The organism is Fructobacillus sp. ESL1096 (genome assembly GCF_058511985.1).
The window spans coordinates 948,615-967,943 of sequence record NZ_CP196400.1; the positions used below are offsets into that span (position 1 = coordinate 948,615).

Genomic DNA, 19,329 nt, shown 5'->3' on the forward strand with positions numbered 1-19,329 from the left:
CCTCACTCACTCTGTCCACTATCCAGAATTCTTTTAATTATATTCCAGTCATCATCAGAAATCGGCTTTCCTCCATAAGTAAGTATATTATGCTCAGGATTTTTTAAATCAAAAGTTTTTTTGTTTTCGTCATGATCTATTTCTTGCTCTTCATAACCAGAAAGGGTCATTAACTCTTTATAAGTAGTTTGGGTTGGATATGATGAAGCAATTATCTTTAACTTGTCAGGACTCGGTTTAATTGGTTGCTTAGTACGGCTATCTCCATTTACTAATGTGCTGAAGTATGTATGCGATACTCTATCGCCTGTTTTTTCAGCCATATCACGGTAACTTCCATTGCGTTTTAATTCTCTTATCTTTAGCGCCAAAGCGTTGTTTTCAAGCATGTAGACACTTCCAATCTGTATAATATGTTGTACGTTGTGTACAGTATACAATACAATTTAAAAAAATAATGTTATTTATGCTTTACACTGTGTAATTCTTGTTGTATAATATAAACATACCTTACGAAAGGGGGAACAAAAACGTTGAGCAACTTACGAAAAATCATGGGATTTTACAATATCAAGGCTACGACACTCGCTAAAGAAACAGGGCTATCCCGCTCAACAATCAATAATGCTATGGACAACGGTGATATTACAAGGTCAACAATGGAAAAGGTAGCAAAGGCTGTAGGGAACGATTTAACCGTTAACGATATTTTTTTTGCTCAAGATGTAAAGCTTGTTGTACATAATTAAAGCAAGATTTACAAAACAGAAAGGAGGAAGCATGAACGAAAAACAAGAACTATCTCAAGAATTAGATAACATTAAAAATATGTTCGATAGTATCGATGTAAATAAAAAGAGCAGTGTTGATACACTACTCTCCGCATCTGCAAAGATTATCCATTTAGCAAACAAAGTTACAGCTTTTCAGAGTCGATAACTAATGTATCTCTGTCAACATTTTCTTTGATTGATTGAATCGTTTTTTCAGCGCTACTTTTCAAAAGATAAGTTTCGCTTTGTGCTACTACTTGGCCATTGTCAGATTTCAATAAGAAATAATATTGGCCATCAACAGATTTTTTAATAACAAAATACAATGTACTATTCTCCTTTCATTTACTAGGCCCTGTAATGCCAGTAATAAAAGGATAGCAAAAAAGGAGAAAGTATGGAAAAGAAAGATAGTTTTCATGAATTAGCAAAAAAAATGTTTCCAAATCCTAAGCAAGAGGTGGTAGAAACACCCAAAAAATTCTATATAGATGGACATCAAATTGATTTCGTCAGTGAAGTGAAATCAGAAGATTTTGGCAAGGACGTAGTAAAAGTGACAATAACGTTTTTTGCTAAAAGCTTTAAATTAGAAAGCTAACTTAGAAGGCGGTGATGAATTGAACGGAACAGCTTATACAAAATTCGACATTAACGAAGAGTACACGCAAAAGCAGGTCATGGATAATCTAGGAATTAAAGCCCATGCAACTTTTAAAAAGTGGTTTAAGGATGATCCGAAATTTCCCAAGCCATTATGGCCGAGTGAAACGCACCCAGTCTATTCGGGTTATGAACTGTATAACTATTTCTTCAAACGAGCTAGGAAATACGCATAGGAGGCGAGAATATGACACTAATGCAATTCAACGATTTACTAATGTTAGCGATTGGAACGGGCGTAACCACGTTATCCATCATGGCGTACAAATACTACAAGCGAGCTCCACTGTTCGATTCATATGACATTGAGAATGATATTACCAATGACATTGTTATTCAGGGAAAACGGCTTGCTAAACATGATTTTAAAATCGCAAAACAAAAAGCCCGCTTGAGTAAGCGAGCTTAAGGCATAAATTTATCCGTCTAAAAATAATTTTATGCCCTAATTATAGCACAAAAGGGGGTTAAACATGAAAACAACAGGTAATTTTGTAGCTGACGATATGTCTTTATACCACCTTAATGGTCGTAATGATGACGAAATTGAAAGAGTGCAAGACAAGTTGGAAAAATTATATATCAAGCAATCTGAATTAAGCGAAGAAATTGAAGAACAAGAGACTTACCTAGAAGAATTGGGGGTGCAAGTATGAGAGATGTATCAATCGTAGATCCATACGGAGAAATCACATCAGGAGTTGATTTAGGGAACGAAGACTTTTTCACTTCGCTGTCGCCCAGTCAGAAAAGCGAAGTGTACTTCAAGATTCAAGAGGTGGAAGGAAATATCAAGAAGTTCAAGAAATACGCACGAGACTTCATGATTGATGGCGGCCAAATTGACGATATTGAAATTGGCGAAGTTAGTCGAAGAGTGACGATTAATGATCCCGAACTAATGCTTAAATACTTGAAATCTTACGGACTAGAGGTTCTTCAATTTAAAGGTGTGACAGACCTTAAGAAAATTCTAAACGAAGAAGAATTTGACGAGGTTACCGTCATCAAAAAGACTGAGAAAGTTAGTTTCAAAAAGTGAGGAATAAAAACATGACTAACTATTTATTGATCGCTAGTTTGACTGTTCAAACATTGAATCTACTATTACTAATTTTTGACCATAACTAATGTTTTCAACAATTAATTCAAACAAAGAAAGGAAAAACCATGATTGAGTTCAAGCCAGGAAAAATTATTCCATCTGGGAATATGTATTTCATCTATGGAGATGGTGGAACGGGTAAAACAAGCCTATCCAAGTATCTCAATGGGAATAAGGTCAGCTTCATTTTTGATGGATCTTACAACGCATTAGCAGACACAACAGATACATTCGTATTTGCATTTGACGATACTGATGCACCAAACATTCAGGCGCAGGTTGATTACTATGTCGATTCAGCGATTAGCAGTCCTAACTTTGACACAATCATTTTGGACAACGTGACGGCACTCCAAAACTGGGTACTGGATAACATTGATGGTCGAAGTAAAGACGGTCGTCAGAATTACCAAAAGTTGCAATCGTGGTTCAGAAATTTGGGAATGAAGTTACGCAAGAGCCGAAAGACAGTTCTCGTAACTGCTCACCAGATTGATAACGGTGCAAGTGGATTAGACGGCAAAGGACGATTTGAGGCCGATATGAATCAAAAGACGTTCAATGCATTGTCAGCACCATTTGACGTTGTTGGACGTATCTACAAACAAGATGGTCAACGATTTATCGACTTTGATCCAGAACAAGGAAATCATGGTAAGAATCGAATTGACGAACGTACTTTGATTAAGGCAAACGAATTGGTAGAGCCTGCTGAGCATAAAGAGCTACCAACAAAAAAGCCACAGAAAGCGCCTAAAAAGGCCGAGAAGACATTTGAAGAACAAGTAGCAGACGTTGCTAATGAATTAGGAAAGCGAGCATAAGACTATGGCATTTGGATTTACAACAGACGAGAACAACGTATTTGGTCAATCAGTACAAGAATCAGGTACTTACAACGTGAAGATTTTGGATTCATCAGAAGCCAAAACGTCATCAACTGGAAGTGAGATGGCAGTCTTTGATTATGAAGTAGTTGATGGCGAATATCAGGGCGGAAAAGTTCGATATGACAACATGGTTTGGAAAGATGGAACTGCGGAAGAAACCGAACGCTCAACAAAGAATTTTAACAATATGGCAGTTTCTGCAGGCGCTAAAAGCGGTGTTCAATTCAGTTCACTTGCTCAATACGTGAAATCAATGATTGGCAAGACAATCAACATCAAAGTTGAATGGCAGACAAGTGATTACACTGGTAAAACTAACCTGACTGTTCGAGCTAAGACTCATGTAGATAGTGATGGTTCAAAGCCAGATGGAATCACTCGTGACATGTTTGAGGCTAAGAATAGTTCGCCAAAGGCGCAAGCACCATCAAGCAACGCATTTGCAAGTAAGCAACCAGAGCAGACTGGATTCAATCCTTTTGCTGGCCAATCAGTAAACAATTCTGAAATCGACATCTCAGATGATGACCTTCCATTCTGATTGGTATAGATATTTATTTTAATGAAACAGTAGTAAGAGAAAGGACTGGAAATGTCAAATACTAGGTTCTTTTCACAAATACCTGCGTGGGTTGACGATTTGGACAATGTGAGTGATTTTCAAGTGCGTTTGCTTGGATTTATTTACACACTATCAAACACGGGGCAACATGCCTTTCCTAGTAATAGCTTTTTGGCTGACAAATACCATAAGACAACACGATCCGTACAGCGAGCACTTAGTGACTTGTATGAAAAGGGGTTGTTAAAAAGCACTGTCAAATACAAAGATGGCACTACAATTATCGAAAAACGGTATTTAGAGTTGATTGAGCCCGGGGTAGGGACACAAACGTCCCTACCTAACGACAAAAATGTCACCCCCCTAGGGACACAAACGTCCCTACCCCAGGGACATAAACGTCCCTACCCTAGGGACAAAAATGTCCTAGATAATAGATTAACTAATAAATTAACTAATAGATTAGATACACATAAGGGCGTTGATGAAGTCATTGACCCCATGCTGGCTTCAAAAATGTTGGCTGCTTATAACAAGGCGACCGAACGAAATAATAAGAACACGGGTACGTTCTCATCGTTAGCGATGAAAAATGTATCACTTGAGGATTTTCAAGATGTACTGAATTACATGGTTGCTACATTCTCTAGCGTGGAGTACATCACGGTTAAGTCACTAATCGGTAGGTTTGAAGAACATTTAACTAGTGCTAATGAACGCGGATTTGTTGATGGCAAAATTCCAAAACCAAAAAATGCCAAGGGTAAGCAAGAGCCAAAGATTGCAACGAATGCTGACATTCAACAGCAGCAAAAACAACCAAATCAGCCGCAAGAAGATTTGATGGCAATTCTGAACGGCAGGAAGACACATGTATGAATAATCGACTAAGGGAGTTGAGACAGGATAACCATTATTCGCTAGCAAACGTTAGTCGATACGCCGCATCAAAGGGTTTGAAGATGAGCACAGCAAGCTTATCAAACATGGAAACGGGCGTGACTAGCGTAAGAGATGTGCAATTGGTTTTGCTAGCAGAATTGTATGGGGTATCCGTTGATTATATTTTGAAGAACGAAAAGGGGAGGCTAGACGATGAGCGAATTTAATTTAATCAATTTGAACGAATCAGCTGGGAAAGAACCGACTGTATCTGCTCGAGAGCTTTATAAAGCTTTGCAAGTAAACTGGCGCTTCTCGGAGTGGTGGAAGTCGGCCAGCCGAACACTGGTTCAAGGACAAGATTTTCAACCCGTAGGTACACCTACGCCTTTAAAAAACCGTAGTGGAATAGCTGTTAAGGTTTTGCAGGATTACCAACTTGATGTTCGTTCTGCTAAGCACATTGCCATGATGAGCCAGACAGAAGTTGGCCGCCAGATTCGTGACTATTTTATCGACATCGAAGAACGTTTCAACGATCCAATGTACAAGATGAGCCAGATGGTTATCTTTGCACAGAATCAAATGAAATTGGTCATGGATGATGCCAAATTTGGTCAGCGTATCAAGTCGAGTAAGGACACCAACAGTGTGAAGACACTAGCCGAGTTCTTGACACAAAATGGTTTCCGAATTGGCCAGAATACGCTGTTCAAATTATTGCGATATGAAGGCTATCTGTGCAGGCGAAAGGGTGAGTCATTCAATTTACCCAATCATCAATTTGTTAAACAGGGATTGTTCGAAATCAACACGACCGAAACCCCTATGGAAAAGGGACAGGTTAGGGTTAATCGAACAACCAAGGTAACTCAAAAAGGTATGGACTACTTTTTGAAACGGTACTGCGAAGAGAAAGAGATAGCGGAATGAATACACGAGAAATCAGCGACAAGATGGCTGATAGATTAAGAGAGGTTCGGGAAAAACACCAAATGAGTCTAACCGATTTGGTCATATCGACCGAAGTGTCAAAGACACAGCTTAATCGTTTTTACAATAGCGACAGTCGAACGTTCACAGAAGAGACTTTCGAAAAACTATGGCGATTTGCCTATTATTACGACAAGTGAGTTAGAAATGCAGAAAATAACACAGGAAATGGCAGACGGAATTATCAGTGAGTTCAAAAAATCTGGAATGGACATCCTGCAGTTTGCTGAGTACACAGGGATTTCGGTTTTTGTTGCAAAGAAATTAATCAACGGAAGGTCGCTTGTATTCAACAGTTCTGTCTACGAAAGATTAGTTATCATTTCCGAAGAATTTGGATTTGGAACAGTTAGCAGTGGGGATTGTGCTGTTAATCGAATCAACTTCATGCTGATCAAGAACAATGTATCGATTGAAGAATTAGCAGACATGGTAGACATGTCAGAAGTCCGTATTCGAGCAGTTATAAAAGGGACAAGCGAGCCGAGTCCAGACGAATGGACGAAAATGGCTAAATCATTGAATGTGTCGAAACGTTACCTAATGGGCATTGATGATAATCCAGGAAGAACAGCGTAAGAGGTCTTATGGAAGTTGCAGGCAAGTTGCTCAGCAAGCGTGGCAATATACTCACAATTCAATTAGATGATGATGTTGATACAGACTTCTACACTGACTCGGTAGGGGTTGTGTTTCGTGATGAGCGGTCGATTACAGCCCAGCAACGCAAGTTCGCATATGCGATTATGGCCGACATTGCTAAATCTGACATTGGTGGCTTCTGGGCAGGCGACAACAAGGCGGTGGAGAACTATTTCAAAGCCAAGTATTGCCTTGATAACGACCTGGACTATATCAGCCTGTCAACTCGGTTAGGCAATCGGACGGAAGCCAACGAGTTCATCAGCATGTTATTGGACTTTAGCCTTGCACATAACGTGACGTTGTCCATAATGCCGATAAAAGAACTCGAGAGCGACTTTGGAAGACGTTTCGAGTATTCGTGCCTGATTAACAAAAAATGCGTTGTTTGCGGAACTAGCAATGGTATTCAGTTCGCTCACTGCAGGGCGATTGGCTACACAATGAGTCGGAAGGATATGAACCATCTTGGCTGGACTGGTATGGCGTTATGCCACGACCACCATATCAATCAACAGCACACAACCGAGTGGGGTATTAAGAAGTTTATGCAACACTACCACTTGCAGGGAGTGCCAGTAGACGAGCGGATTGCCAAGATTTATCACTTGAATTACTGGTAATTGTAATTGGTATAGGAGTAATTATGACTAAAAAATTCACTGAAAAAGAATATCGGAAGATTGTTGAGATTGCTGACAAATATTTTGTGCAACAAAAATTAGTGGTTGCACCCGTTATTATTAAATATATTTATGACGATCTTTTTTTCGACAAAACAGTAGATAACGAAAAAGTCAGAGGATTAAGTCAAGAGCTTTCTTTAATCGCACTTCCAAAATCTCGTGAATGGGCGCATGACCAGTTTGTTGAAACAGAGAAGAAGTACCGTTGGAAATATAAAAAAGTAGATGAGGATGGGGATGCTTACTGGCTTGATAGCCAATTCGAAATAATTGTTTTGGAACGCAATGACTACTACCCATTTACCGAAAAAGAAATAATCGAAGCCGGATATAATCCCGACATGTTCGAACGAGAGTTGGAATGATGGATAAAAACTCACATGATGAAAATGTTGACAAGATTTACAACCTGAATTACTGGTAAAAGTTAAATTGGTATAGGAGATTTTATGGAAAAAGTGAAAGCTATTACGATTTCGTACATGGTTCACAACAAAGAAAATGGTGAATTTTTTTATGACACAAAAAGAGTAGATAAAAAAGATTTCAAAGATGAGAGTTCTTTTGAAAAATTTTTGGAAGATGTTTTTAATCTAAAATCAGAAAACGTGATTTTCGGAAAAGATTTAAAAAAATACAAGATTGATTTCATTTATGAAGAGGTGGAGTGATGATTAAGACACTTGTTAGCACTAAGATTAAGAACTTGACTTATGAAGTCGGAAAAGAAGTATCTATTGGAAGCCAAAAATTAGTTGTTGAGTATATTTATTTGACAAATCGTTATGGAAAGAAATTAGAAAATACGGAAGAGTTTATTGTCACGCTAGAAGGAGGATATACGCTTTCGCTTCCTTATGGCGACTTTGGAATGTTATACCCGAACGAAGAATCATAGTGATGAACGAAATGTTAGAGGTGGAGTGATGAAGAAAATTCCTAAACAAACTTTCAAAGAAGCATTTGACGAAATCGATGAACTATCTTTTATTCGAGACGAAAGTCAACCGGTAATCGATCAAGAATTTGTGAATGGCCATACAGCAGTATACGCGCTGATAGAAGAGTTACAAGAAAATTATGCGCCACCTCTTGAATTGACAAAATCTCAAAAGGATATTTGGGACAAAGCTTATTCAGAAAAAATGGCAAAAGAAGACTTTATCTACTTTATTGACACGCTCTATGTAGAAGATACGTTTACAAATTTATTTACTGAATTGCTTACTGTATTTAGGTCACATAGCCGAGTGCTTATGACTGCATGGCTACACCCTGAATCAATTAAGGTAGTTGAGTGATGATATTAGGCAGCGAAGTGACCCAATGTTATTACAACGTAAATAAAAATATCCAATACTTATTGGCGAACGAAAAAATAAGCTATAAAGAGAAAAAGCGATTGATGAATTTAATTGTTGATGCCGTTTCTAAAATTGTTTATGAAAATGCCGAAGGGGAAGAGTAATGAGAGAGATTAAGTTTAGGGCGTGGGATGGAGAAAAAATTCATCCCGATGTAATTAGAACATTAAGCTTCTGCCTTATTGCAGACAATATAACAGTCGAACAATTCACAGGACTGCATGACAAGAACGGCAACGAATTATACGAGGGCGATATTGTTAAGGTTTACGGATTCTCTAAAGTTACTGTCGGTAAGGTAATTTATGAAGACTATTATTTTACCCTTGATGGATTCTGCGACATAAGTACAGACAGACCAGAAATGGCATTTTCAGAAAGTGAATTTGAAGTAAATTACGAAGTAATTGGCAACATTCACGAGAATCCAGGATTATTGGAGGGAAAATGAAGAGTACGATTGGAATTTATTTGTTGGTGTTGTTTGCAGCCGTTCTAACGGTGTTATCAGTAAGCGTAATATGGGCGTTTATCTACTTGATGTTTAAGTATCTTCGAGATTTTAAATTTAATGGCCATGATTGAGTTCGATTTACACGTTCTTAAATCATATACGCTCAATAAATACATTCAGGCCGAACGCCAGAACCGCTATTTCGGGTCTAAGATGAAGAAGCAGGCAACCAATTACTGCCAGCTAGTTGTACAGCAGGCCATGGTAGACGGTATGCGTTTCGAGTGGCCATGTATGTTGGAGTTGCGGTGGTATGTACCTGATATGCGGACTGATGCAGACAATTGGGCATTTATCAAGAAATTCATTTTAGACGGAATGCAAAAGGCTAATGTGCGGGGAGAAGTATTCTTGCCAAATGACAGTCTTAAATATTTGACTGGATTTCATGAATCTTTTGAAGTTGATAAAGAACGGCCACGGGTCGAAATTAGGGTAAAAAAATAATATAGACAGGAGTATGTTCAGTTGGCGGACAAAATCGACAAATTATTCACTGAATACTTTTCGGGCGAACTTGAGAAAGATATTTCGTTTAGAAAATTTGAATTAAGGACTGCTCATTCAACTGATGAGAACATTGGTGGCGGACGAGTTGAAAACGTCAACAACGAAAAGACAAAAGTTGAGGGCGTACTGATAAAAGAGTATGAAGACCATGAGCTTAATTTGCTCCAGTCAAGATACATTGCTGTTCATGATTTCATTATTGATAGTGATTTGGAATTAGTTAATATGCTTGATTATTATTATGACAAGCGCAAGGAATACGTTTGGAAAAAGGTGTCTAGACTGGTTTTTAAATCAGAAAGGCAATGCAAGTATGACCGAGATAGAGCAAAATACAGATTCCTGTTAAAAAATACTTGGATTAACTAAATGTTGCACTTTTTCAGTTTAAAATGGCGGTAAAATTGTAGTATAGAAACATTAGATATTTGATGTTTCGACAGCGACCAATCTGCTCCAATTACCTTTTTCTTTCTACGTATCAAGTCATGGGGTCGCTGATTATGGATAAAGAGCGGTGCAATCCCGCTTTTATTCTTAGCTTGCCGTAATCCAATCAGTTGGTAGCGAGCATACAGTCATCTCCTGGCGGAAGATGGCTGCGGTACATATAATGACTGTTTCCATTTTGGAAATAGTCTTTTTTATTGGAGGTAATCATGAAAAATAAAATCAAGAAGAATTTAGGTCGTGCGTTCGAATGGATGTGCGTAGGCGCGCTGTACATGACAGCAGTAGGTTTATTTGCTGGAGCAATCGGTATTATTATTTTAGGCATTAAAATTGCCTGGTTTGGAGCAACTTTCTAATGGTGTACGAGGACAAAGATACTAGAATGAAACGTCACAAAGACCAGGCAACTGCCGTTAATAAGCAGTTTGCAACGGTGACGGATGAGCAACCAGACAAACACGATTATCGACATGCTAACATGCGGGCTGGATTTCGATACGGTGTGATTAATTATCATAAACATATGGGGTGGTTGGATGATTAAGAAAGCTAAAGTATTTTTTCATAACAAAAATAAAAAAGCATCAAACGTCAGTCGTAATAAAGGGCTTAGCGTAAAAAGCAGTCATCAACATTTTTTGATTTATAAAATATATAAATAGGACAGCTTAGGCTGTCTTTTTTTGTACATAAAATTAAGTCGAAAGGAGGAGTTGCGATGACATGACAAAACGTGATGAAGCTAAGCAGGACTATTTAGCCGGTATGAAACCAAAAGATATTGCGGAAAAGTATGACGTTTCAGCAGCTACTGTTCGCTCTTGGAAATCTCGTTATTGGAACAACGAAACACCAGATAAAAACGTTGCAACAAAATCAAAAAGTGTTGCAACAAAAAAGGAAAACGTTGCAACAGCAAAAGAGTTGCACCCAGCTGTTAAAGAACTAGATGAAAGCGAACTTAATGACAAGCAAAAAGCCTTCGTTAGGGAGTATGTGAGACTTGCTAATGCAACACAGGCCTATATAAATGCTTATGATTCTGAATACAATACAGCAAGAGTAAATGGGTCGGCTTTACTGACAAATACTGACATTCAAAAAGAAATAAAACGTCTACGCCAGGCTCGATTAGCAGAGCTGGGCATAGGCGTTTTTGAGTTGATTGACGACATGGCCAAAGAAGCTAGGGCTGACATTCGTGACTTCGCTGATTGGGGTTCTGATGACTTTGAATCCATTGAGGAAGAGAGTGGCAAGCAATACACCAAACACAAGTCATGGGTTGCGCTGAAAGACAGCGACTCAGTCGATAGCTGGGCGGTCAAAAAGGTTACAGTAGGCAAAGATGGCCCAATGGTCGAACTGCATGACCGAAATAAAGCACGCAGGGAGTTGCTTGAATACCTTAATGGAAAGGGTGTCTTTGACAATGGCGCTAATAATGGCGAGATGATTATCAATATGGATTCATTCGAGGAGATTAAGCATGACGAAGATTGATTTAAATTTTCATAAATCGGTTGACCAGTCATACTATCAACTATTTTCGAGTCATGATCCATTTGTTGCGATTAAGGGAGCTCGTGGTTCTGGTAAATCTTGGGCGCAGGCTTATAACGTTATCTATGAGATGCTGCGACTACCATATGTTAATTGGTTAGTTATCAGGCAATATCAGAACACCAATAAGGAATCAACATATAACACGCTGAAAAAGGTCATCAATCTACTAGGGTTGAGTGACATTTTTAAATTCACAGTTAGTCCGCTAGAAATTACCATGAAATCAACAGGCCAGAAGATTTACTTTCGTGGTATGGACGACCCGCTGAAAATCACGTCTATTAGTGCTGAGAATGGCTACTTATGCCGAGCATGGTGGGAAGAAGCGTACGAGTTAAAAAGCCGTGAGGACTTCCAGACAGTCGTTGAATCACTACGTGGACAGTTGCCTGATGGTGGCTATTATCAACATGTTCTGACGTTTAACCCGTGGTCAGAACGCCATTGGCTAAAAGAAGAGTTCTTCGATGAAGACACCAAGCGTAATGGCGTGCTTAATTTCACGACAACTTATAAAAACAACAGCCACTTAGATCAGCAGTTTATTAACAATATGATGGAGCTCAAGAAGCGCAATCCTAATCGTGCCAGAGTAGCCGTAGATGGCGAATGGGGTATTGCAGAAGGACTTGTCTTTGAAGACTTGTTTGAGCTTGAAAACTTCGATATTAGCAAGATTCAGGGAAGACAAATCATGGGGCTCGATTTTGGTTTCACTCATGACCCGACTGCCTTTGTTAAAGCTGTTGTGAAAGACAACGATATATACGTCTATGACGGCTTTTACGAACAAGGATTACTAAATGAACCTATGGCACGAAAACTAGCCCAAGGGGGCGCTATGAAGGGAAAAGTATACGCCGATAGCGCTGAGCCAAGGACGATTGCTGAATTGCAGAGTCGAGGTTTGCGCACTATCGTTCCTGTTGGAAAGGGAAAAGATTCCAATCAACAGCGGATGGAGTTCATGAAGAATTATCGTTATCACATCCATCCAAGTGCCAGTTTCTTGCTAGAAGAAATGGAAACATTTACCTATAAGAAAGATAAGTTTGGCAAGATGACTAACGCTGTCGAAGATGGAGACGACCACGCTATTCAGGCATTAGGATATGCACTTGAGCCAATTATCTTTACCAACAAAGATGGCTCTTACATGAATTATCGAGAACGAGTTAAAGCGGCCAAGGACATTGGACTGTAAGGAGAAATTATGCCACAAGAATACAATACTGAGGCCTACACGAGCCTTAGAAATGCACTGATGGTGTACAAGGAAGACGAAACAAAACTAACGCCTGAACGAATTGGACAATTTATTGCCCATCATTACAATAAACAGCGACCACGATTATTGATGCTCGATTCCTACTACAAAGGAATCAATACCAAGATTCATGATAAGAATAGCCGAAGAGTTGACGAGTACGGAGCTGATGTGAGATTGGGACATCCATTTGCCCAAGAAATCGCTGATTTCCACACAGCATTCAGCGTTGGTAATCCAATCACAATTTCTGTTGACAGTGATGGCAATGGAATTGAAGACGAACACGATTTGCTAGACGATATTAATGCGTACAACGATATTGATGCGCTCTACTATGACTTGTTCAATGATATGTCTAAGTACGGCCGAGCGTTTGCAAATATCTATCGTGATTCAGATGACAAGCTGGAGCGTATCACACGCTTAAGCCCCGTTGACACGTTCATTATCTATTCGAATGAAGTTGACCCAGTGCCGTTGGTTGCAGTCCGCTACACGCCAGTAAATGATTTGCAGACTACTGATTCAGCGGAGTATGGCCAGTTCATTATTGAAACTTGGTCTGATAATCAGTACACGATTAGCCTGCCTACCGACATTGTTGGTGGAAGCGTTGTTGACGGGTACGTGAACAGAGAGGCTCAAGATTTGATTGCAATGCCTGTCGTTGAATTCTGGAACAATAGCCAACGATTAGGCGACTATGATGGTGTAATTAGTCTTATTGATGCCTATGATGCTAGTCAGTCCGACACTGCTAACTATATGCAGGATAGCAATGATGCCATGTTGGTCATTCAGGGCGACATCCAAGACCTGTTAGAAGGTGCTGAACTTGCTGTAGATCAAGACGATAAGGAATACTTGGAAAAATTGGTTGACGAAAAACGCCAGCTATTACAAGACATTCGTAAGAGCCGAACGCTATTCTTGAAGTCTGGAATTAGCGCCTCTGGTCAACAGACGAGCGTTTCAGCTAGTTATATTCATAAAGAATATGACAGTGCTGGTGTAGAAGCATATAAGACACGATTGTATAAGAATATTCACTCGTTTAGTCGTACTCCTGATGTATCTGATGACAACTTCGCCAGCAACTCATCTGGTGTGGCTATGCAGTACAAGCAGTTAGGTGTCATTCAGTTAGCTAAGACAAAACGCAGAATGTTCGAGAAAGGCCTGACGGCAATTTATCGAATTATTCAAGAGCTAGAATTGGCTGTGAAAGGTAAATGGGACATTGATTACAACAACATTAATTTCATGTTTACCGACAATCTACCAACTGATGATGTCAATACTATTCAGACATTGCAACAGGCTGGTGCTAGCTTCCCACGAGCTTATCTTGACCGCTTTGCGCCAGGAATCTCAACTGATGAGATGAACAGCCTGCGAGAAGAGCAGGATAGCAATAATCAGGCCATGCAAAACGAAGTAATGCACATCCAGGAACGTGATGCACTGATTAACAGTATTGGAGATGAGACTGATGACGAGCAATCGGGAGAAAGTTAAGCAATTCGCCAATCAACAAGCACTGAACGACAGCAGAAACGCTCAAGCGTTGCAAGAAATTGTGGATGATACTAGCTCTGACTACATGGACTGGTGGTCAGAATTCTTAGGAGAATATCCAGATTTTGAACAGGGCGATTATTCTGGTATACCAAATCAAGAATTAGTGAGCTATCTAGACAGCTATGCTAAGCAGAATGGACAAAATCCTGTCAAAGTTAGCAATGTCGACCAAATGATTGAGTATGCAGTCATTTTATTCACGACTGTTGTGGCCTACAAGGCAATTAAAAAGATTTCTAGTAATCTTAATAGCGAGGCCAATAAAACGGCTCAATTCGGCTTTAAAACGTATGATGTGAAGTCAAAACCAATTGACCACACGTTGGTTAATACAAATTTTGATGGGGTAAATTGGTCCAACTCAATTTGGAAGAATCAAAGCGCCCTTCGTGCAGATCTATCAAACATCATGCGCCAGTCGTTATTGCAGGGCCAAAACCCAGTGACGTACACCAAACAGCTAAAAGACAAGTTCGGTGTGCAAAAGTACCAAGCAGAACGTATCTTACGCACAGAATCTGCAAGAGTTTCGGCATTGCAACAGGCAAAAAACATCAAAAACGCAGGATTTGAGTACATGGAATGGGTAACGGGTGGTGGTGCATGCCGTTATTGCATGGAAATGGATGGAAAAGTGTTCAAAGCCGTTGATTTTGGAGAAGGAAGGTACACCATTCCAAAACACCCTAATTGCCGTTGCTCGTTAACTGGTTTTTACAAGCAAAACAGCAATGATGATAATTCTTCGGATGATGAAGATGATGATTAAGGCATTCACTTAAGTGTGAGTGCTTTTTTTGTACATAAATCGACCTGGGATGTCGTTAAAAGCACCAGAAATCAAATAACGGAACGAAAAGGTGGACTGTGTACCAGTAATGGCGGACAGTGTGCCTTTTGTTGTGTAAAAGGAGAATCGAAATGGCAGAAGAACCAAAAACACCAGAAACTAATGTAACTGATGAAGTCAAGGAAGAGGAAACGCCCAAGACTTACACGCAAGAGGAACTTGATAAGGAAATCGAACGTGAAGCTGAACGGCGGGTTGCCAAAGCCAAGAAAGGCTGGGACGAACAACTTGATGGAAAGTTGTCAGAGGCTAAAACAGAGGGCGCAAAGCTGGCTAAGATGTCTGCTCAAGAAAAGGCAGAAGCAGCGGCTAAAGAACGTGCTGATAAGTTATCTGCTCGAGAAGCAGAGCTTAACAAGCGAGAATTGACAGCGAATGTGCGTGATGTATTGGCCGAAAAGGATTTGCCATCTGAATTGGCCGAACCGTTGGTGGCATTGGGAGATGCTGATTTGATTGCTCAGACTGCTGATTCAATTTCTCGATTGATTTCAGAGCGGGTCAACAAGGAAGTTGACAGCAAGTTGAGCGGTGGCGGGAAACCAAAGGGCTCAGCAGAAAATATTGACACAAAGAGTGATTTAGCGAAATCACTTGGCCTATAAGGGGGAAATAACTAATGGCATATAACTACGTAACTAAGGATGGCGGCGTTTTCGACCAAAAGATTAACCAAGGATTGATTACTTCTGTGTTGGGAAACCAGGCCTTGCAATTTGTGAACGGTGGTAAGTCATTTACATTGACTACGATCTCAACATCAGGATTTAAGCCACATACTCGTGGAACTGGCTACAATTCAGGGTCTGTCACAAACGATAAGAAGGTCTACACAATGGGCCAAGACCGTGATATTGAATTCTTTGTTGATAAGGAAGATGTTGACGAAACTAACCAAGATTTGGCAGTCGGTAACATCACTAAGGTCTTTGTGGAAGAACAAGCCCAACCAGAAATTGATGCATATCGTTTCTCAACGTTAGCAGGATTGGCAAAGACTTCAACTGTTGAAAAGTTGGACGAAACGAACGTTTATACCCGTCTTAAGGCAGCTTTGTTGCCTGTACGTAAGTATGGTGTAACGGACATCATTGGTTTCCTTTCAACAGAAACCATGGACTACTTGGAGCGTTCAAAGGAATTTACTCGTTCAATCACGAACCAAAACGTTGGCCAAACTGCTTTGGAATCTCGTGTCACATCATTGGACGGTGTTCAATTGATTGAAGTACTTGATCCAACATTATTGAATACTAAGTTTGATTTCTCAGATGGATTCAAGCCACAGGCTGATTCACAGGCAATCAACTTCTTGTTCGTTGCAAAATCTGTAACGATTCCAGCTTTGAAGACTCAATCAGTTTACTTGTTCAACCCAGGCGAGCATACAAACGGAGACGGATACTTGTACCAAAACCGTTTGTACCACGATATCTTCGTTAAGGACCGCAAGAAGGATGGCGTATCTGTTTCAATTAAAACGGCTACTACAACTTCTTCTACTGATAGCTCAACGCCAGCTAAGTAATTGGAAAAGGGGGTGTAAGTGATGAGTTCAGCGACTGATTATGCTGTCTTGCTTGACCCTAAGGCGGACATTAACACAAAGCTTATCCTAATTGAAAATGGCGTGAAATCACGTCTGTCAGTCCTGTTAGGATTGCCAAACGGTGTCAACATTCCACCAAAGTTCAACTATATTGTTGACGAAGTGGTGGGGGCTCGTTTTTCACGTCTCGGCAATGAGGGATTGAAGCAATCGAATCAAGATGGTTTAACGCTTGTCTTCCAAGATGATGATTTCGCTAAATTTAAGAATGAAATTGATGAATATAGGTATGGCGATACGTCTAGTCCACGGACGGGACGGGTAACATTCCTATGATTTGTGAAGTGGAAACTTATACGCAAGTGAAAGGGAGTCAAGACCCACGAAAGCCGACTAAACATCAAGATGTGTTAGTTGGTAAGTACACAGTAAACGTGACCAATTTGAGTGCTGCGACTGCTTTTCGAAAGTACGGAACAGCTACTTACGGTCAAAAAGAACTGCGTACAAGCATGCCATTAGATGATTTTGATTATTGCCTAATCGGAGACAAGAAGTATGTGGTGCAAGAACGTCAGACGGTTAATTACCGTCAGTCGATTCTAGTAAAGGAGGCTTGAGATGACTGTAAAAGGGGCTGATGAGTTCAGACGTGCTATGCAGGCCAAGATGGTTAGAACTCCAGCTCAGGTAAAGTCGTTAATTTTATCAACGACTGCTAGCACGCAGCAACAGGCCATGCGACTCGAGCCAATAAAGACTGGTTTCTTGAGGCGTAGTAACAAGATTGATATTCAAGAGTCTCCACTTTGGATTATCGGGACTGTTTCTGCCAATGCGTATAACAAAGACTTTAACTATGGTTATGCACAGGAAAATGGTACTCGGTATATCAAGCCAAAGCTATTCATGTATCAGGCCTACCAAACTCACAAAGAAGTTTTCAAAAGTAATTTAAAGGCGGTGCTCATGAATGGTTAATGAGAAGCCAGATTATCAATTATATAAAACGATTGGCGGTTATCTTTATGACAAATATGGAGACCGCTTTTTTAGTACAGTTCCAGATTTAAAAAGCGAGAAATTCGAGAGTCCGTTGGTGTTCATGGGCGATTATAGCCTGCAGCAGAATACCCAAACTAAGGGCACTCTTGTGTCTCGTGCTTCGGTCACAATTCACGTCTATAACAAGGCGGAAGACCAGTATGACATGGATCAGTTAGAGCAAATCATGGCTGATTTATATGATTATGTGATGAAGCTCAAGCAGACGGACAACTACCTAGTTGAATTTGAGCCTCGATACACGATTAATAGTCGAGCATTCGAGCAAGAGGACAACATTCGGTTGGTCCATGGAACATTAGACGTTACATTTAGAATTTAGGAGGTAGCAATGGCTGACCAATTAGTTAAGCAATCGGGTGGTAAGGCAATTGTCTTTGCTCGCTTGCGTTCAAATCAAGCAACACAGGAAGGTACTCGTGTTGCTTACCAGACAACTTATTCATACAAGTTGTCTCGTGATAGCAAGACAGAAGATACAAAGGACGGCAAGGTAACCAAGGGTGGTGCTTTGGAAGGAACTTTGTCATTGGAATTGTTGTCATCAAATCAAGCAATCGTGCGTGATTTGGAAAGCGCTCAGGTAAATGCCTATTCACTTGATTTCTGGATTGTCTTCACGGACACACCAGGAACAAAGACAGGTACTTATGCAGGTCGTTATATGCGCGCTGATTTGACTTCTTTTGAAGAAACAGGCGATTCTGATAATTCAGTTTCAGTCAAGATTGAAGCCGCTATTCAAGACGGTTATGCACGCCTGGGAGACGTTACCTTGTCAGTGGATAACCAAGACAATGGCTACGCCTTCGAAGACCTTGGAAAGGTTTCCAATTCTGAAACCACAAGCACTAATAGTGCACCAACGTCTACAACTAAGTAATGATGCTAGCGACAACGGCTTAAACGTTCGAATGGGGTGTGAAGCCCACTAAAATTAAGGAGATTATGTACATGTTGAAGTTTGAAATCAATGGTCAAGAGCAAGAATTCAATTTTGGGATGAAGTTTATCCGTGAACTTGATAAGGCAAAGGAAGGACAAAACAATGGCTTGAAGTTTGGCGTTGGATTGCAATACTACTTGGCTTCCTTTATTCAAGACCAAAACCCATTGGCCGTTTCTGAAATCTTATTGGCCGCCAATCATGCAGCAGGCGGTAAGTTGACGACTTCAAAGCTCGACAAGTTCTTTGACGAAGAAGCGGATTATGAAAAAGTAACTTCTGACGTTATGGACCAACTTGAGAAAGGAAAATTTACGAGCCAAAAGGTAGCCGTCTTAACCGCTCAAATGGCAGCGGCGAAGGATCAAGCGGAAGCGAACAACTAAAAAATCTCGATAGCGCAGCTCAATACCACGAAATATTGGTAAATGGACTGCGCTATTTTAATGTGTCGAACGTTGAAGC

Annotated in this window: 38 protein-coding genes; 36 read left to right on the forward strand and 2 right to left on the reverse strand. The window is 40.1% G+C overall.

All coding sequences use genetic code 11. The features are described 5' to 3' along the window. Positions 1-2 precede the first annotated feature (2 nt). Positions 3-389, reverse strand: coding sequence for a hypothetical protein (locus ACSYSR_RS04635; protein WP_489816014.1), 387 nt, complete (start codon positions 387-389; stop codon positions 3-5). A gap of 144 nt (positions 390-533) precedes the next feature. On the opposite strand from ACSYSR_RS04635, the gene ACSYSR_RS04640 reads away from it, so the two are divergent. Continuing rightward, positions 534-749 (forward strand): helix-turn-helix domain-containing protein, encoded by a 216-nt coding sequence (locus ACSYSR_RS04640; protein ID WP_489816013.1) that lies wholly within the window; start codon positions 534-536, stop codon positions 747-749. Between the two features lie 31 nt (positions 750-780). Further along, positions 781-939, forward strand: coding sequence for a hypothetical protein (locus ACSYSR_RS04645; RefSeq protein WP_489816012.1), 159 nt, complete (start codon positions 781-783; stop codon positions 937-939). Here the strand turns inward: ACSYSR_RS04645 and ACSYSR_RS04650 are convergent. Further along, complete coding sequence (locus ACSYSR_RS04650; protein WP_489816011.1) at positions 917-1,099, reverse strand: YegP family protein; 183 nt, start codon at positions 1,097-1,099, stop codon at positions 917-919. The genes ACSYSR_RS04645 and ACSYSR_RS04650 overlap by 23 nt on opposite strands. Positions 1,100-1,170: 71 nt before the next feature. Between ACSYSR_RS04650 and ACSYSR_RS04655 the strand changes: the two genes are divergently transcribed. From ACSYSR_RS04655 to ACSYSR_RS04820, 34 genes are all read left to right on the forward strand, one after another. Then, positions 1,171-1,374, forward strand: a complete 204-nt coding sequence (locus ACSYSR_RS04655; RefSeq protein WP_489816010.1) for a hypothetical protein — start codon at positions 1,171-1,173, stop codon at positions 1,372-1,374. 249 nt (positions 1,375-1,623) lie between these two features. Then, positions 1,624-1,845: a hypothetical protein gene (locus ACSYSR_RS04660; RefSeq protein WP_489816009.1), complete on the forward strand. Its 222-nt coding sequence runs from the start codon at positions 1,624-1,626 to the stop codon at positions 1,843-1,845. A gap of 64 nt (positions 1,846-1,909) precedes the next feature. Then, the gene (locus ACSYSR_RS04665; protein ID WP_489816008.1) at positions 1,910-2,092 is read left to right on the forward strand and encodes a hypothetical protein; all 183 of its coding nucleotides are present in this window, start codon (positions 1,910-1,912) and stop codon (positions 2,090-2,092) included. After that, positions 2,089-2,478, forward strand: a complete 390-nt coding sequence (locus ACSYSR_RS04670) for a hypothetical protein (RefSeq protein WP_489816007.1) — start codon at positions 2,089-2,091, stop codon at positions 2,476-2,478. The genes ACSYSR_RS04665 and ACSYSR_RS04670 overlap by 4 nt, the downstream gene beginning before the upstream one ends. Positions 2,479-2,606: 128 nt before the next feature. Beyond that, positions 2,607-3,365, forward strand: coding sequence for an AAA family ATPase (locus ACSYSR_RS04675; protein WP_489816006.1), 759 nt, complete (start codon positions 2,607-2,609; stop codon positions 3,363-3,365). Positions 3,366-3,369: 4 nt separating this feature from the next. After that, positions 3,370-3,972 (forward strand): DUF669 domain-containing protein, encoded by a 603-nt coding sequence (locus ACSYSR_RS04680; protein ID WP_489816005.1) that lies wholly within the window; start codon positions 3,370-3,372, stop codon positions 3,970-3,972. A 51-nt stretch (positions 3,973-4,023) separates the two neighbouring features. Further along, complete coding sequence (locus ACSYSR_RS04685) at positions 4,024-4,872, forward strand: helix-turn-helix domain-containing protein (RefSeq protein ID WP_489816004.1); 849 nt, start codon at positions 4,024-4,026, stop codon at positions 4,870-4,872. Next, positions 4,869-5,102 (forward strand): helix-turn-helix domain-containing protein, encoded by a 234-nt coding sequence (locus ACSYSR_RS04690; protein ID WP_489816003.1) that lies wholly within the window; start codon positions 4,869-4,871, stop codon positions 5,100-5,102. Before ACSYSR_RS04685 ends, ACSYSR_RS04690 begins: the two co-directional genes overlap by 4 nt. Beyond that, complete coding sequence (locus ACSYSR_RS04695; protein ID WP_489816002.1) at positions 5,089-5,808, forward strand: phage antirepressor KilAC domain-containing protein; 720 nt, start codon at positions 5,089-5,091, stop codon at positions 5,806-5,808. The genes ACSYSR_RS04690 and ACSYSR_RS04695 overlap by 14 nt, the downstream gene beginning before the upstream one ends. 23 nt (positions 5,809-5,831) lie before the next feature. Further along, the gene (locus ACSYSR_RS04700) at positions 5,832-6,008 is read left to right on the forward strand and encodes a helix-turn-helix domain-containing protein (RefSeq protein WP_491708344.1); all 177 of its coding nucleotides are present in this window, start codon (positions 5,832-5,834) and stop codon (positions 6,006-6,008) included. Between the two features lie 7 nt (positions 6,009-6,015). Next, positions 6,016-6,447, forward strand: coding sequence for a helix-turn-helix domain-containing protein (locus ACSYSR_RS04705; RefSeq protein WP_489816000.1), 432 nt, complete (start codon positions 6,016-6,018; stop codon positions 6,445-6,447). 8 nt (positions 6,448-6,455) lie between these two features. Further along, a complete protein-coding gene (locus tag ACSYSR_RS04710; RefSeq protein ID WP_489815999.1) occupies positions 6,456-7,133 on the forward strand; it encodes a putative HNHc nuclease in 678 nt (225 codons plus the stop codon). A gap of 23 nt (positions 7,134-7,156) precedes the next feature. Next, positions 7,157-7,561, forward strand: a complete 405-nt coding sequence (locus ACSYSR_RS04715) for a hypothetical protein (protein ID WP_489815998.1) — start codon at positions 7,157-7,159, stop codon at positions 7,559-7,561. Positions 7,562-7,645: 84 nt separating this feature from the next. Further along, complete coding sequence (locus ACSYSR_RS04720; protein WP_489815997.1) at positions 7,646-7,867, forward strand: hypothetical protein; 222 nt, start codon at positions 7,646-7,648, stop codon at positions 7,865-7,867. Continuing rightward, positions 7,867-8,094 carry a hypothetical protein gene (locus ACSYSR_RS04725; RefSeq protein WP_489815996.1) on the forward strand — a complete coding sequence of 76 codons (228 nt, stop codon included), beginning with the start codon at positions 7,867-7,869 and terminating at the stop codon, positions 8,092-8,094. Before ACSYSR_RS04720 ends, ACSYSR_RS04725 begins: the two co-directional genes overlap by 1 nt. 28 nt (positions 8,095-8,122) lie before the next feature. After that, complete coding sequence (locus ACSYSR_RS04730) at positions 8,123-8,497, forward strand: hypothetical protein (RefSeq protein ID WP_489815995.1); 375 nt, start codon at positions 8,123-8,125, stop codon at positions 8,495-8,497. After that, positions 8,494-8,664: a hypothetical protein gene (locus ACSYSR_RS04735; protein WP_489815994.1), complete on the forward strand. Its 171-nt coding sequence runs from the start codon at positions 8,494-8,496 to the stop codon at positions 8,662-8,664. The genes ACSYSR_RS04730 and ACSYSR_RS04735 overlap by 4 nt, the downstream gene beginning before the upstream one ends. Beyond that, complete coding sequence (locus tag ACSYSR_RS04740; protein WP_489815993.1) at positions 8,664-9,011, forward strand: YopX family protein; 348 nt, start codon at positions 8,664-8,666, stop codon at positions 9,009-9,011. Before ACSYSR_RS04735 ends, ACSYSR_RS04740 begins: the two co-directional genes overlap by 1 nt. 120 nt (positions 9,012-9,131) lie before the next feature. Further along, positions 9,132-9,521 carry a RusA family crossover junction endodeoxyribonuclease gene (locus ACSYSR_RS04745; RefSeq protein WP_489815992.1) on the forward strand — a complete coding sequence of 130 codons (390 nt, stop codon included), beginning with the start codon at positions 9,132-9,134 and terminating at the stop codon, positions 9,519-9,521. Between the two features lie 21 nt (positions 9,522-9,542). Then, entirely contained in the window at positions 9,543-9,953 is a 411-nt protein-coding gene (locus ACSYSR_RS04750; RefSeq protein WP_489815991.1) for a DUF722 domain-containing protein, read from the forward strand. A gap of 290 nt (positions 9,954-10,243) precedes the next feature. After that, on the forward strand, positions 10,244-10,393 hold the full coding sequence (locus ACSYSR_RS04755) for a hypothetical protein (RefSeq protein ID WP_489815990.1): 150 nt from the start codon (positions 10,244-10,246) through the stop codon (positions 10,391-10,393). Positions 10,394-10,419: 26 nt separating this feature from the next. Beyond that, a complete protein-coding gene (locus ACSYSR_RS04760; protein WP_489815989.1) occupies positions 10,420-10,581 on the forward strand; it encodes a hypothetical protein in 162 nt (53 codons plus the stop codon). Between the two features lie 179 nt (positions 10,582-10,760). Beyond that, positions 10,761-11,540, forward strand: coding sequence for a terminase small subunit (locus ACSYSR_RS04765; RefSeq protein ID WP_489815988.1), 780 nt, complete (start codon positions 10,761-10,763; stop codon positions 11,538-11,540). Beyond that, positions 11,527-12,807: a PBSX family phage terminase large subunit gene (locus ACSYSR_RS04770; RefSeq protein WP_489815987.1), complete on the forward strand. Its 1,281-nt coding sequence runs from the start codon at positions 11,527-11,529 to the stop codon at positions 12,805-12,807. The genes ACSYSR_RS04765 and ACSYSR_RS04770 overlap by 14 nt, the downstream gene beginning before the upstream one ends. A gap of 9 nt (positions 12,808-12,816) precedes the next feature. Next, the gene (locus tag ACSYSR_RS04775; RefSeq protein ID WP_489815986.1) at positions 12,817-14,391 is read left to right on the forward strand and encodes a phage portal protein; all 1,575 of its coding nucleotides are present in this window, start codon (positions 12,817-12,819) and stop codon (positions 14,389-14,391) included. Further along, positions 14,357-15,223 carry a minor capsid protein gene (locus ACSYSR_RS04780; RefSeq protein WP_489815985.1) on the forward strand — a complete coding sequence of 289 codons (867 nt, stop codon included), beginning with the start codon at positions 14,357-14,359 and terminating at the stop codon, positions 15,221-15,223. The genes ACSYSR_RS04775 and ACSYSR_RS04780 overlap by 35 nt, the downstream gene beginning before the upstream one ends. A 152-nt stretch (positions 15,224-15,375) precedes the next feature. Then, positions 15,376-15,909: a capsid assembly scaffolding protein Gp46 family protein gene (locus tag ACSYSR_RS04785; RefSeq protein WP_489815984.1), complete on the forward strand. Its 534-nt coding sequence runs from the start codon at positions 15,376-15,378 to the stop codon at positions 15,907-15,909. Between the two features lie 14 nt (positions 15,910-15,923). Then, positions 15,924-16,832: a hypothetical protein gene (locus ACSYSR_RS04790; protein WP_489815983.1), complete on the forward strand. Its 909-nt coding sequence runs from the start codon at positions 15,924-15,926 to the stop codon at positions 16,830-16,832. A gap of 21 nt (positions 16,833-16,853) precedes the next feature. Next, positions 16,854-17,189 carry a phage head-tail connector protein gene (locus ACSYSR_RS04795; protein ID WP_489815982.1) on the forward strand — a complete coding sequence of 112 codons (336 nt, stop codon included), beginning with the start codon at positions 16,854-16,856 and terminating at the stop codon, positions 17,187-17,189. Beyond that, on the forward strand, positions 17,186-17,473 hold the full coding sequence (locus ACSYSR_RS04800; RefSeq protein ID WP_489815981.1) for a hypothetical protein: 288 nt from the start codon (positions 17,186-17,188) through the stop codon (positions 17,471-17,473). Before ACSYSR_RS04795 ends, ACSYSR_RS04800 begins: the two co-directional genes overlap by 4 nt. A 1-nt stretch (position 17,474) precedes the next feature. Then, positions 17,475-17,834, forward strand: a complete 360-nt coding sequence (locus tag ACSYSR_RS04805) for a hypothetical protein (RefSeq protein WP_489815980.1) — start codon at positions 17,475-17,477, stop codon at positions 17,832-17,834. Between the two features lie 118 nt (positions 17,835-17,952). Next, entirely contained in the window at positions 17,953-18,240 is a 288-nt protein-coding gene (locus tag ACSYSR_RS04810) for a hypothetical protein (RefSeq protein ID WP_491708337.1), read from the forward strand. A gap of 9 nt (positions 18,241-18,249) precedes the next feature. Beyond that, entirely contained in the window at positions 18,250-18,801 is a 552-nt protein-coding gene (locus ACSYSR_RS04815) for a phage major tail protein, TP901-1 family (protein WP_489815978.1), read from the forward strand. 71 nt (positions 18,802-18,872) lie between these two features. Beyond that, positions 18,873-19,250 (forward strand): tail assembly chaperone, encoded by a 378-nt coding sequence (locus ACSYSR_RS04820; RefSeq protein WP_489815977.1) that lies wholly within the window; start codon positions 18,873-18,875, stop codon positions 19,248-19,250. The last annotated feature ends 79 nt before the right edge of the window (positions 19,251-19,329 follow it).